Annotated in this window: 5 protein-coding genes; 3 read left to right on the top strand and 2 right to left on the bottom strand. The window is 63.7% G+C overall.

All coding sequences use genetic code 11. The features are described 5' to 3' along the window. Window positions 1-183 precede the first annotated feature (183 nt). Both VLA07_RS22380 and VLA07_RS22375 read left to right on the top strand, forming a co-directional pair. Window positions 184-357, top strand: a complete 174-nt coding sequence (locus VLA07_RS22380) for a DUF1427 family protein (protein WP_007969534.1) — start codon at window positions 184-186, stop codon at window positions 355-357. A 32-nt stretch (window positions 358-389) separates the two neighbouring features. After that, the gene (locus tag VLA07_RS22375) at window positions 390-1,484 is read left to right on the top strand and encodes a quinone oxidoreductase family protein (RefSeq protein WP_442969555.1); all 1,095 of its coding nucleotides are present in this window, start codon (window positions 390-392) and stop codon (window positions 1,482-1,484) included. Window positions 1,485-1,604: 120 nt separating this feature from the next. On the opposite strand, the gene VLA07_RS22370 is transcribed toward VLA07_RS22375, so the two are convergent. Then, complete coding sequence (locus VLA07_RS22370) at window positions 1,605-2,627, bottom strand: purine-nucleoside phosphorylase (protein ID WP_333991389.1); 1,023 nt, start codon at window positions 2,625-2,627, stop codon at window positions 1,605-1,607. Between the two features lie 15 nt (window positions 2,628-2,642). Then, window positions 2,643-3,602 (bottom strand): nucleoside-specific channel-forming protein Tsx, encoded by a 960-nt coding sequence (locus VLA07_RS22365; RefSeq protein ID WP_096797785.1) that lies wholly within the window; start codon window positions 3,600-3,602, stop codon window positions 2,643-2,645. A gap of 430 nt (window positions 3,603-4,032) precedes the next feature. On the opposite strand from VLA07_RS22365, the gene VLA07_RS22360 reads away from it, so the two are divergent. Then, the gene (locus VLA07_RS22360; protein WP_333991387.1) at window positions 4,033-14,556 is read left to right on the top strand and encodes an autotransporter-associated beta strand repeat-containing protein; all 10,524 of its coding nucleotides are present in this window, start codon (window positions 4,033-4,035) and stop codon (window positions 14,554-14,556) included. Window positions 14,557-14,645: the final 89 nt, after the last annotated feature.

Raw genomic sequence — 14,645 nt, 5'->3', positions numbered from 1 at the left:
CGCGAAAGCGGTTTGTATGTGAAGCATAAAGTGACTGACCCGCCGCCTTCGCGAGCAAGCCCGCTTCCACAGGGGATGGCAGAGAACGCGGGAATTGGCCGAAATTCAGAAGTCCTTGGCCGACACCTCTGCCGATCCTTCCCTAGACTTTGCCCATTCCTTTCACGCGGCGGAGTTTCCTCCATGAACTACCTGATTTCGCTGGCCATCGGTCTGGGTGTCGGCCTGCTCTATGGCGCACTGGACTTCCGTTCCCCGGCACCTCCGGCCATCGCGCTGGTGGGGCTGCTGGGCATGCTCGCGGGTGAGCAGCTGTGGCCAATGGGCCGGCAACTGGTCGCCGGTTGGTTGTCCTGAATGTCCTTTTTTTCCCTTTGGTGGATGTCCTCATGAAAGCACTGCAATTCGATAAAACCGGCGATCTGTCCTCCCTGCGCTTCGCCGATGTCGCCACACCCGTACCGAGTGCTGGTGAAGTGCTGGTCGAGATCAAGGCGGCCGGTCTGAACCCCAGTGATGTGAAGAACGTGCTCGGGCGATTTCCGTACACCACGTTGCCACGGATTCCCGGGCGCGATTTCGCCGGTGTCGTGGTCGAGGGGCCGCAGGCGTTGCTCGGTCAGGAAGTCTGGGGCACCGGGCGCGAGCTGGGCTTTTTCGCCGATGGCTCGCACGCGCAGTTCGTCAAACTGCCGGCCAATGGTGTGGCGCACAAACCGTCGCACTTGAGTTTCGCCCAGGCGGCCAGCCTCGGCGTGCCGTACACCACGGCGTGGGATGCGCTGGAGCGTAGCTTGGTGACGGCTGAAACCCGTTTGCTGGTGATCGGTGGCGGCGCGGTGGCCACGGCGGCATTGGCGTTGGCCAAGGTGCGCGGTGCGCAGATACTGGCAGCGGCGCGGCGGCCGGAGCAGGTCAAGGAGTTGCAGGCGCAGGGCTTCCAGACGATTCAGCTGGATAAACCCGAAGACCTCGGCGCGCAGGTCAACGCGGTGTACAGCGGCGGCGCCGACGTGATCTTCGACACCACCGGCTTCTGGCTGCCGGCCTCGGTCGCGGCATTGGCAGCCTTCGGGCGCATCGCGATCATCGCCGCACCGGTCGACGGCCATGTGCAATTGCCGGCATTGGCGTTGTACCGCAAGGGCGGTTCGGTGGTCGGGATCAACTCGCTGCTGTACGGCGTGCAAGCCTGTGCGGTGATGCTCGAGCAGTTTGGGCGGTTCTTTGATGAGGATCTGTTGCCGTTGCCGCAGGGGTTGGTGCAGGTGCCATTGGCGGAGGGGTTGGACAGCTACGCGCAGGTGAATCAGGGCAGTGGCGACNAAGCCTGTGCGGTGATGCTCGAGCAGTTTGGGCGGTTCTTTGATGAGGATCTGTTGCCGTTGCCGCAGGGGTTGGTGCAGGTGCCATTGGCGGAGGGGTTGGACAGCTACGCGCAGGTGAATCAGGGCAGTGGCGACAAGATTATCCTTATTCCCTGACACCGCAAAACAACTGTGGGAGCGGGCTTGCTCGCGAAAGCGGTGTGTCAGCGAAGCAAGTATTGGCTGATACACCGCATTCGCGAGCAAGCCCGCTCCCACATTTTTACCGTGTTGTACTCAGGATTGCGGGACGCCGTTTTCCCACGCCGACCAGTTTTTGAGAATGTCCTGCACCAGCGGATTGCCGGCGCGATAGAGGTTTTCCAGCGCCGGCACGAAGCCGCCCTGATCGGCGTACTTGAGCAGATTATCCACTTCACTGCCGCCCGGTGCCGGCCGATCAAAGTCAGAGCCGGCACGCACCACGGCCAGACGCTGCACATCCACCAGACCTTCGCGACTGGCACGCAGCAGCGCTTCATAGGTGGAGTTGTCTTCCTGTTGTGTGGTGCAGTATTCACCCTTGTTATCGGTCAGCAGTTTGGTCCAGACCTCGGCGCGTTCGCTCAGGCGTGTACCGGAGAACCAGGTGTTGCCCGCCAGCGTGTCGCAGCGCGTAACCACTGGCGGCTGATTGGCCGGGGCCGAAGGGTATTTGCGACGCCACGCTGCTGATTCCTTGCTCTCGCTCAACTCGACCTTGTGGCTCAGGGCGAAGGCTTTGGCCTGCAGTGTCGGGTTGAGTTCGAAGACTTCGGTCTTGTAGTCCAGCGGCGGTTTTTCGTTCGGACCCTTGGTGTTGATGCCCAGGTAGCCAGTCGGCCAGCTCGCCGGCGCATCGCGCGAATCCAGCTCCCATTGCGTGCCGAATTCCACCAGGTAATGCGCCCACGCAGCGGTGCCGATGGTCCCGTGTTTCGGGCTGATGCCGGCGATCCCGGCGATCAGAAACCAGCTTTTGCGCAGGTCGAATTTTGGCGACAGGGCCAGTGCCAGGGTCGAGGCGGCGGCATTGGTCTGGCCCATGCCGGTGGTCAGCAGGCACACCTGTTGCGCGTTGCAGCGGATGGTCGGGTACTCGGCGGACAGGCCCGGTACGCGGACTTCCTGCTTGAGATCGAGGCGCTCGATCCAGTGCTGTGCCTCGGGGGCGAACATGGTGATCAGTACGACTTTCGGCTGGATCGGCGCTTCAGCCGCCCACGCCGTGGAAGAGAGCAGGGCCGCAGCGGCCAGGGTCAGACGCGTCGTTGCTTGCATGAGAGTCTCCTGATTTCAGAACTGGTAGCCGATGCCGGCGTAGTAACCCCAACCGTTGGAGCGCGCGCGGAAATTACCGTCGCCAAAGTTCAGCTCGCTGCCGTCTTCCCAGTTGCCGCCGTTGTGGAAGTAACGGCCGACCAGGGTGAAACGCAAGTGGGTGAACGAATACAGCAACACGTTGGTCGCCACCGTGGCATTGGCGGTGCGCGCCGGATTGTCCTTGTGAATGTCCGAGCCGAAATCGAAGTTGGTGAAACCGATGTAGGTCAGCGACGCGCCGTTGCTGAATTTGTCGATGGGCACGATGTACTTGAGCTGCGCGCGGTAGCCGTCCCATGAATACTCATTGCTCGCGCCGTAGTTTTCCCACTGGTAGCGCCCGTACAGGTTGGCCGACAGGTTGACCCGCGAATGGGTGTCGATGTCGGTGCCGAAGCCGCTGTACAGGGTGTTGGCGCGGTTCTCCTTGCGGCTGCCGTGATCGTAGATCCAGTCGAACGCCACGTACCATTCCTTGAACGGGCCGATGGCCAGGCTGCGGCCGGCGAGGTAGTCGATAGAGATGCGCGGCTCGTGTTCCATGAACACCGGTGAGCCGTGATCCCACACGCCTTTGTCGTGGCTGTTGCCGATGTTGAAGATCTTCGGAATGTCGACGTAGCCGTACAGCTCGAACGGACCCTTGCGCCCGAAGTACTCGTATTCCAGGTAGATATCGTCGGCCGGTTGCGGCCCGAAGCTGATGTCCTTGCTGCCGATCAGCGTCAGGTCCTGATTATACCAGTCCGACAGATACGCGCCTTTTTTCGGCGGGGCAGCTTCCGGGCTGAGGGCTTCACCCTGGGCGGACTCGTCGGGCAGCGCCGGTTGCGCCAATGCGCTGTGGCTGAGAACTCCGGTAACGCCGGTCAGTAGCAGGGAAACAGCAAACGTGCGCGCAAACGGGGCGCGAAGAAGGGAAGCAACGTGCATTCAAAGTCCTTTTTTTGCGGATCGAGGCCCGGGTTCTGCGGGTCTGTACGGTTTTGTTACGAAAAAGTCGTTATAGGCAGGTAGCAAACGTTTGCACAAGGCGTACCAGTTTCTTTTAAACGCTGAAATTCTCCTGTGGGAGCGGGCTTGCTCGCGAAAGCGTCGGGTCAGCTGACACACCCTTCACAGATACACCACAGGGTTAGTCAGGTGTCGCCAAACCCAGTGTTTACTGGCCGAAACCCGCGTTCTAGACGGTTCTAGTATTAAAGTATTAACACCATTTAATCAGTGCCCCATCGCGGGGCGTCTACTAGCTTGTCAGCCAAGACGCGGTTTTGTGATGACCGTCGCAGTCTTGATTCGCGTGTGGAATAAGCACCTCTCCCACGCCTTCAAGGAAGAATTTGGCCACGACAAGGAGTAGCCCGTGGAAGCAAGGTTTGGTGTCGCCCTCGTTTCGCGTTTTTCCCCACTTTCCCTTGCTGTGCACCTGAGCGTTGCCGGGCTGTTGTTCGGCGGCGTCAGTGCACCGGCACTGGCCACATGCTCCACGGCGGGTTCCACCGTGACCTGTACCGGCGTGCCGAGTCTGCCGCTGTTTCTCAACAATTTCGCCAGTGCCACCAACGGTCTGACGGTCAACGTCAACTCCGGGGCGCAGATGAACGCGACGCTCGGCGGCCATGTGATGGACCTGACCGGGGTCAACATCAGCCTGAACAACTCCGGGACGATCGACCCGGCGCTGCTCGGGCTGGTCTCGGTGTTGAGCGGCGGTGCCTTCATCGGTACGGGCGCGACCAGTACGGTCAGCGTGCTCAACAATGCCAGCGGGATCATTCGCGGTACCGGCATGTTGCTCGGGCTCAACCTGACCAGCGTTGACGGCCTGGGCATCGCGGTGAACAACGCTGCGGCCGGCACTACCAGCATCACCAACAACGGCACCATCACCTCGACCGGACTCTCGGTCGGTGGCATCACCTTGGCCGACACCCCGGTGGTCGGTGTGTACGGCGGCTCGCAGGTCAACATGACCAACAGCAGCACCGGCGTGATCAACGGCCGGATCGCCTTCGAGACCTCGGCGGCGGGCAACACCTTCACTAACGCCGGTGCGATCACCGGCGGCGTGTCGATGGGCGCGAGCAGCACCAACACCTTTACGGCGGTGACGGGCTCTTCGGTGCAGGTCGGTGACGGCGTGCAGGTCAGCGTCGGCCTCGGCGGACTGATCGGCATCAACCTGACCTTCGCCCCGACCGGCACTGTCGATGGCGGCGCGGGCGGTACCAACAGCCTGATTCTGCAAAACCCGAGCGGTGTCGGCGGCGGCACCACCGGGGTCGGCACGGCGTCGAGCGCCACTTACGTCAACTTCAACAACCTGACCATCAACAGCGGCACCTGGACCTTGCAAGGGCCACTGGTCAGCGGCGCGACCACGCTCAATGGCGGTGTCGCCCAGTTCAACAACAACGCCACGTTCGGCAGCGGGGTGCTCACCTCCAACGGCGGGATCCTCCAGGCCAGCAACGCCGGGTTGAATCTCAGCAATCTGATCTCTCTCGGCGCCGGTGGTGTGACCGTGCAGGGCACCAACGCCACCACCCTGAGCGGGGTGATTTCCGGCAGCGGCGGCCTGAGCAAAGTCGGTTCCGGGCAACTGAGCCTCAGCGCTGCCAACACCTATCTGGGCAACACCACACTCAACGGCGGCACCGTGCAGTTGGGCAACAATCTGGCGCTGAGCACCGGTACCGTCAACGTCACCGGCGCGACCACCTTGAGCGCGCCCGGCACGATCAACCTGAACAACGCCATCAGCCTCGGCGGCACATTGACGGCCGGCGGCACCGGCGCTCTGACCCTCGGCGGCTTGATCACAGGCAACAGCGGTTTGACCAAGACCGGCACCGGCAGCCTGACCCTCAGTGGCGCCAACAGCGGCTATACCGGCACTACCACTTTGAGCGCCGGCAGCCTGCTGGTGACCAACAACAACTCGCTGGGTAGCGGCGCGCTGAACACCGCTGCCGGCACCAGTCTCGATAGCACCGCCAACGTTACCTTGGCCAACAACATCGCCATGACCGGCGCGCTCAACGTGCTCGGCAGCAATGCCCTGACCCTGGGCGGCGTCTTGTCCGGTACTGGCGGGATTACCAAATCCGGTACCGCCAGCCTGACCCTGACGGGGAACAATACCAACGCCGGCAACACGCTTCTCAACGCCGGCAGCCTGTTCGTCGGCAGCAACACCGCACTGGGGACTGGCGCGTTGAACGCCGCGGCCGGCACCACGCTGGATGCGACCACGGCGGTGACCCTGGCCAACGCTGTCGCGCTGGCGGCGGATCTGACCATTGGCGGCACCCAGGCACTGGGCCTGAGCGGGGTCGTCAGCGGCGCCGGCAATCTGATCAAGAACGGCACTGCGAGCCTCAGCCTCAGCGGCAATAACACTTTCTCCGGCGGCACCGCGCTGAATGCTGGCACGCTGATTGTCGGCTCCAACACCGCGCTGGGCGCGGGCGCATTGACCACGGCAGCAGGTACCACCCTTGATGCCAGCACAGCGGTGGCGCTGACCAACGCGGTCAGCCTCGGCGGCAACCTGAACATCGGCGGCAGCGCCAACCTGACCCTCGGCGGCATCGTCAGCGGCAGCGGCGGGCTGACCAAGAACGGCGCGGCCAATCTGATTCTCAATGGCGCCAATACTTTCCTCGGTGCCGTCGCGTTGAACGCCGGCACCATTACGGCCGGCGCGAATGCGGCGCTCGGCAGCGGCAACATCACCGTCGGCGGCGTGGCGACGCTCGACAGCAATGCGGCGGTGACACTGAACAACAACGTCATTCTCAATAACAGTCTGGGGATTGGCGGCAGCAACGCGCTGACCCTCGGTGGCGGGATCAGCGGTACCAGCCAACTGGTGAAAAACGGCGCCGCCAATCTCACCCTCAACGGCACCAATACCTACAGCGGCGGCACCACCCTGAATGCCGGCAGCCTGACCGTCGGCAATGGTGCGGCACTGGGCACCGGCGCCTTGTCGGTGGAAGGCGCGGGCACCCTCAACAGCAGTTCCGCCGTGACCCTGAACAACAACGTGATTCTCAATGCCAACCTCACCGCAGGCGGCGCCAACGCGCTGACCCTCGGCGGGGTAATCAGTGGCGCGAACGGCCTGATCAAGACCGGCGCATCGAGCCTGACCATGACCGGCAACAACACCTACACCGGCACCACGGCGCTGAATGCCGGTTCGCTGGTGGTCGGCTCCAACACCGCTCTGGGTACGGGCGCACTGAACGCGTCGAACGGCACCACGCTGGATGCAAGCACGGCGGCGACCCTGGCCAACAACGTCAACCTCGGCGGCACGCTGACTGTCGGCGGCAGCAATGCGCTGACCCTCGGCGGGGTGGTCGCCGGCATCGGTGGGCTGACCAAGAACGGCGCGGCCGACCTGACCCTCAACGGCGCCAACACCTATTTCGGCAACACTGCACTGAACACCGGCAAGCTGATTGTCGGCAGCAACACCGCGCTGGGCGTCGGTACGCTGAATGCGGCGGCCAATACCACGCTGGACGCCAACACCGCCGTCAGCCTGAACAACGCAGTGGGCCTGGCGGGAGCCTTGAATATCGGTGGCACGGCAGATCTGACCTTGACCGGTCTGGTCAGCGGCGCCGGCAGTCTGGTGAAAGACGGCGCGGCCAATCTGATTCTCAATGCGGCCAACAACTACCTCGGCGGCACCACGTTGAACGCCGGTACGCTGACCGTCGGCAACAGTTCGGCGCTGGGTTCCGGCGCTTTGACTGTCGCGGGTGCTGCCACACTGGACAGCAATTCACCGCTGGTCAGCCTCAATAACGGCGTCACTCTCAACGCTGGATTGACCGTCGGCGGCACGCAGAATCTGACCCTCGGTGGCGTCACCAGCGGCAGCGGCCAATTGATCAAGAATGGCGCAGCGAATCTGACACTCAACGGCAACAACACCTTCAGCGGCGGCACCACCCTCAACGCCGGTACCCTGACCCTGGGCAATGCCAACGGTCTGGGTAGTGGTGGCTTGACCGTCGGCGGCGCGGCGACTCTCGATAACAGCGCCTCGTTCGGCATCGGCAACGCGATCACCCTCAACGCCGGGCTGACGGTGGCCGGCAATAACGACCTGAGCCTCAACGGCATCATCGACGGCGCCGGCAGCCTGACCAAAAACGGCCTGTCGGACCTGACTCTGGCCGGCAACAACACCTTTACCGGCGCCGTGAACATCGTCTCCGGCAGCGTCACTACCCTCAACACCAACGCACTGGGCAACACTTCTGGCGTCAACATCAGTGCCGGTGCCGGCCTGAATCTCGGTAGCGATGCCAGCCTCGGCGCGCTGACCGGCAGCGGCAGTGTGCAACTGACTGGCAGCAACACGTTGACCGTCGGTGGCGGCAACGTCACCAGCACCTTTGATGGTGATCTCAGTGGCAGCGGTGGCCTGACCAAAGTCGGCACCGGCACCTTGAACCTCACTGGCATCAACGGCATTACCGGCAATACCGCGATCGATGGCGGTATCGTGAACCTGAGCGGTTCGCTGGGCAGTGCACAGGTCAACGTCAACACCGGCGGTACCCTGACCGGTACCGGCTCGGCGCTTGGCACAGTGAACATTAATAGCGGGGGCCATCTGGCGCTGTCATCGGGCAATACCTTGTCAGCCAGTGGCCTGACCCTCGGTGCCGGTAGCAACGTGGATGTGGCGCTGGGGACTCCGTCGACCAGTTCGCTGATGAACATCGGCGGCAACCTTACCCTTGACGGCAATCTCAACGTCACCGATGCCGGCGGTTTCGGCGTCGGTGTGTATCGCCTGTTCAACTACACCGGTGCCCTGACTAATCTCGGTCTGGACGTCGCCAGCGTGCCGGTCGGCTATGGCCTTGGCGATCTGGTGGTGCAGACCGGCGTGGGCAATCAGATCAATATTCAAGTGTCGGCACCGAACAGCAACATCCGTTACTGGGACGGCAGCCAGACCATCGCCAACGGCGTGGTCGATGGCGGCAGCGGCACGTGGAATGCTGTCGGCACCAACTGGACCGATGCCAATGGTCTGGTCAACCAGCCATGGGCCGGTGACTTCGCGGTATTCCAGGGGGCCGCCGGTACTGTCTCGGTGAACGGCACGCAAGCATTCACCGGCATGCAATTCCTCACCGACGGTTACACCCTGGTCAACGGCGCGGCGGGGCAATTGACCGCTGTCAACGGGACTGGCGGTACCACAGCGCTGCGGGTTGATCCGGGCGTTACTGCGACCATCGGCGTGAATATCGATGGCAGCGGCATCCTCAATAAACTCGACGCCGGTACCCTGGTGCTCAATGGCGCCAACACCTACAGCGGCGGCACGCAGCTGGACGGCGGCAAGATCATTGTCGGCAGCAACACCGCGCTGGGCAGCGGCACACTGACCGCCAACGCCGGTACGCAACTGGACAGCAACACCGCCGTAACCCTCGGCAACGCCGCCACACTCAACGGCAACCTCACCGTGGTCGGCAGCAATGCGCTGACCCTCAACGGCGTAATTGGCGGCACCGGTGGCCTGATCAAGAATGGCGCGGCGAACCTCACCCTCGGCGGCAACAACGCCTTCCTCGGGCCGGTGGCGCTGAACGCTGGCGGATTGGTTCTGGCGTCGAACTCGGCGCTGGGTTCCGGCACCTTGAACGCGGCGGGCGGCACCACGCTGGATGCGAGCACGGCGGTTTCGGTGAACAACGCGGTGAATCTGGCCGGCAATCTCGGCATTGGCGGCACCGCGGATCTGACCCTGGCCGGCACGGTCAACGGCGCCGGCAGCCTGAGCAAAAACGGCGCAGCCAACCTGACCCTCAGCGGCAACAACAACTTCCTCGGCGGCACTACCCTGAACGCCGGCACCCTGACCGCCGGTAGCAACTCAGCACTCGGCTTGGGCAACCTGACCGTGGCCGGCGCTTCGGCGCTGGACAGCAGCGCAGCAGTGAGTCTGGGCAACAACGTGGTGCTCAACGCCAACCTGAGCAACAGCGGCAGCAATAACCTGACCCTCGCTGGCGTGGTCAGTGGCGCGGGCGGGCTGATCAAGAACGGCGCCTCGAACCTGACACTCAACGGCATCAACACTTACACCGGTGGCACCACACTGAATGCCGGTACGCTGACCCTTGGCACTGGCGCCTCTCTGGGCAGTGGTGCGCTGACCGTTGCTGGTGCTTCGAGTCTCGACGCCACCGCGCCGCTGGTACTGGCCAACAACATCACCCTCAACGCCAACCTCGGTCTGACCGGTAACAACAACCTGACCCTCGGCGGTGTGATCGCCGGGGCGGGCACCCTGACCAAAAACGGTCTGGCCGACCTGACGCTATCCGGCAACAACACCTTCAGCGGCACCTTTGATGTGCAATCGGGCAGCCTCACGACACTGGGCAACTCGGCACTGGGCAGCAATGCCGGGGTCAACCTCGGCGCTGCGTCAACTCTCAATCTCGGCGGCTCGGGCAGCCTCGCCAGTCTGACCGGCAGCGGCACCGCACTGATCGGCGGCGGCAACACTCTGAGCATCGGCGGCAACAACGCCAGCAGCCTTTTCGCCGGTGTCCTCACCGGAACCGGCGAATTGAACAAGCTCGGCACCGGAACGCTGACCCTGACCGGCCTCAACAGCCTGACCGGCAACACCACGGTCAACGCCGGCACCTTGAACGTCAGCGGCTCGCTGGACAGCGCCAGTGTGCTGGTCAACAGCGGCGGCACCCTGACGGGCGGCGGCTCGCTGGGCGGCGCGGTGACCGTGGCCGACGGCGGTCATCTGGCCGGCGCCACCGGCAGCACCCTGTCGGTGAACTCGCTGGTGTTCAACGCCAACTCCAATTTCGATGTCGGACTGGGCACGCCGGTTTCCGGTGGCGGCAATGCGCTGGTGAATGTCGGCGGCAACCTGACCCTCGACGGCACCCTGAACGTCAGCGACATCGGCGGTTTCGGCAGTGGTGTGTACCGGTTGATCAACTACACCGGCGGCCTGACCGACAACGGCATGCTGATCGGCACGGTGCCGGGCAGCGTCACCCCGGGCGATCTGACTCTGCAAACCGCGCTGGCCAACCAGATCAATTTGCTGGTCACTGCACCGGGCGTCACCGTGCAGTTCTGGGACGGCAACCAACTCGTCGCCAACGGTTCGGTCGATGGCGGCAGCGGCACCTGGGGCACCGGCACCACCAACTGGACCGACGTCAACGGCACCACCAATCAGGCCTGGACCAACAACTTCGCGGTGTTCCAAGGCACGGCGGGCACGGTCACCGTGAACGGCGCACAAACCATCACCGGCATGCAGTTCGTCACCGATGGCTACAGCCTGCAGGACGGCACCGCGGGTTCGCTGAATCTGGTCAACGGTTCGTTGGGTAACGCCACGGTGCGAGTCGATCCGAACGCCACCGCGACCGTTGGCGTGGCACTCAACGGCAGCGGCACCCTCGGCAAATACGACACCGGCACGCTGGTGCTCAACGCTGCCAACGGTTACACCGGCGGCACCGCGCTCAATGGCGGCAAGATCGTCGTGGGCAACAACGCAGCGCTCGGCAGCGGTGTGTTGACCGCTGCGGACGGCACCGCGCTGGACAGCAACGCGGCCGTCACGCTGGGCAACGATGTGGTGGTGAACGGTGGCCTGACTGTCGCCGGCAGCAACGCCTTGACCCTCGACGGTGTAGTCAGTGGGGCGGGCAGCCTGATCAAGTCTGGCGCTTCGAGCCTGACCCTCAACGGCAGCAACACTTACAGCGGTGGTACTCAGCTCGCTGGCGGTACGCTAGTGCTGGGCAACAACAGCGCAATCAGCAGCGGTGCACTGAGCGTGACCGGCAACGGCAGCCTCGACAGCAGCTCGGCGCTGCAACTGGCCAACGCGATCAATCTGGGGTCGCAACTGACCCTGGCCGGCAACCAGAACACCACGCTGCTCGGCGCCATCACCGGTACCGGCAGTCTGGTGAAAAACGGCAGCGCTGACCTCGTGCTGAGTGGTGCCAATACCTACAGCGGCGGCACCACGCTGAACGCTGGCACTACCACTGGCGACATCAGCAGCCTGCAAGGCGCCATCGTCAACAACGCGGCGCTGACCTTCGCGCAGAACGCCGACGGCAGCTACACCGGCAACCTCACCGGCGCCGGCACGCTGAACAAAACCGGCACCGGCCAATTGCTCCTGACCGGTAACAACACCTTCACCGGTGATACCTCGGTGCAGGCCGGCAACCTGATCGTCAACGGCGTGCTCAACAGCGCCAACGTCAACGTCGCCAGTGGTGCGAAAGTCGGTGGCAGCGGACAACTGGGCGGCAACGTGCAACTGGCCAGCGGTGCGACGCTGACCGGTGGCGGCACGGCTACACCGTTGTCGGTCGGCTCGCTGGCGCTGTCCTCGGGCACCAACCTGGACTTCAGCCTCGGCTCGGCCGCCAGCTCCACCACGGTGGTCAACGTCGCCGGTAACCTGACCCTCGACGGCACGCTGAATATCAGCAACGCCGGCGGTTTCGGCACCGGGGTCTATCAACTGTTCCGCTACGGTGGCAGCCTGACCGACAACGGTCTGGTCTACGGCAGCCTGCCGGTATCGGCGGCCAACCTGACCCTGCAAACCGCGATCGCCAATCAGGTCAACCTGCTGGTGCAGGGCAGTCCGGGTGAAGTGCAGTTCTGGAACGGCGACACCACCAATCCTGACGGCAGTATCGGTGGCGGCAGTGGCGTGTGGGGCCCGGGCACCAACTGGACCGATCCGAGCGGCACGCAGGCGCTGGCGTCCAATGGTCAGTTCGCGGTGTTCGGTGGCCAGGCAGGTACCGTCACTGTGCAGGGCAATCAGAACTTCACTGGCCTGCAGTTCCTCTCCGCAGGTTACAGCCTGGTGCCGGGGGCTGGCGGTACGCTGACACCGGTCAACGGTGCCGACGGCAGCCTGGCGCCGGTGCGGGTCAATTCCGGGGCCAGTGCTGAAATCGACGTGCCGCTGATCGGCACCGGCGGTATCGAGAAACTCGATTCCGGCACCCTTGTACTGACTGGCGCCAACACCTACAGCGGTGGCACCACCGTCAGTGGCGGTACGCTGATCGGTAGCACCACGAGCCTGCAAGGCAACATCACCGACAACGCCACACTGGTGTTCCAGCAAAACACCGATGGCCGGTTCAACGGTGTGCTCAACGGCACCGGCGCGCTGTTCAAACGCGGCGTGAGTCGCCTGTTGATGGTCGGCAATCAACCGTTCAGCGGTACGGTTTCCGTCGATCAAGGCCTGCTGCAAGTCGGCAGCCGTGCGGCCCGGGCTTCGCTGGGCGCACAAGTCACGGTCGCCAACGGCGCAGGCCTGAGCGGTAACGGCAGCGTCGGTTCGGTGGTCAACCACGGTGTGGTGGCTTCCGGTGGCGCTGACGGCACCTTGAGCGTGGCCGGCAACCTGACCAACAGCAGCGATGGTGTACTGGCGCTGACCGTCAGCTCGCCAACCGCCACGCCACTGGCGGTGGGTGGTACGGCGGCATTGGGCGGCGGTCTGGTGGTCAACAGCCTGGCGCCGTTCACCGGCAACACCACTTACTCGCTGATCACTGCGGGCGGTGGGGTGACCGGCACCTTCAGTGCCACCGATCTGCCGCAGTACGCGTTCCTTAACAGCTCGCTGATCTACGGTGCCGACTCGGTCACCCTGGCCGTGAGCCGCAACGGCAACTCGTTCGCCGACGTCGCTGCCACGGGCAACCAGCGCGGCACCGCCACGGCACTGTCCAATAACGGGGCGGCTGGCGCGGCGTTGCAGAACCAGATCGTCAACCTCAGCGTGGCCGGTGCACGCAATGCGTTCGACAGCCTCTCCGGGGAAATCCACGCCAGCACTGCCAGCGCCATGCTTGAGGACTCGCGCTTCATCCGTGAGGCGGTCAATGACCGTATGCGCCAGCCGTCGTGCAGCGCTGCGGATGATCCACGCAGAACCCTGGCCCCGAGCGACACGCAACTGAGCAGCAACGGCTGCCATGGGGAAATGGTCGGCTGGATCCGGGCTATCGGTGCCTGGGGCGACATGGGCGGCGACAGCAACACGGCAAAAGTCGATCGCAACCTTGGCGGTTTCATGCTCGGCACCGACAAGGCGCTGGATGACACCTGGCGTGCCGGGATGGCGGCCGGCTACACCCGCAGCAACCTCAACGCGCATGATCGCAACTCGGATGCCAAGGTCGACAGCTACCACCTGGCCGGTTATCTGAACTCGCAATTCGATGCACTGGCAGTGCGCCTCGGCGCGGCTTACAGCTGGCACAGCATCGAGACCAAACGCGATGTCAGCGTCGGTACTTACAACGATCGCCTGAAGGCCGATTACGACGCGCGCAGTGCGCAGGTGTTCGGTGAAGTGGGTTACGCGATCAGCGCAGCAGGCGTTGCCATCGAACCGTTCGCCGGGCTGGCCTACGTCAACTACGACAGCGACACCGGCAAGGAAAAAGGGGGAGTGGGGCGCCTGAAGGCCGACGCCGATCAGGACATCACTTACTCGACCCTCGGTGTGCGCATCGGCAAGTTGGTGACCCTGGCCAACGGCAGCCAACTGACGCCACGCGCGGCCATCGGCTGGCGGCATGCCTACGGCGACACCAAACCTGACGCCGACCTGACCTTCATCGACGGCGGCGCCTCGTTCAGCACCCAGGGCGTACCCATCGCCAAGGACAGCGCATTGCTCGAAGCCGGCATCGACTTCCAGGTCACCCCGACCGGCAAGCTGGGCATCGGCTACTCAGGCCAGGTGTCGAGCGACAACAACGACAGCGCGTTCAACATCAGCTTCAGTCAAAGCTTCTGAATCATGGTCGAAGTACTTTAGCCGCCCGAAAGGGCGGTTTTTTTTGCACAATCGAAAGTCTTTGTGGCGAGTGATTTCTGCACTGAGGT

Origin of the sequence: Pseudomonas sp. S3(2024), from assembly GCF_036861315.1 — a bacterium.
Taxonomy (GTDB): domain Bacteria; phylum Pseudomonadota; class Gammaproteobacteria; order Pseudomonadales; family Pseudomonadaceae; genus Aquipseudomonas; species Aquipseudomonas putida_A.
This window is presented reverse-complemented; position numbering and strand designations above follow the sequence as displayed.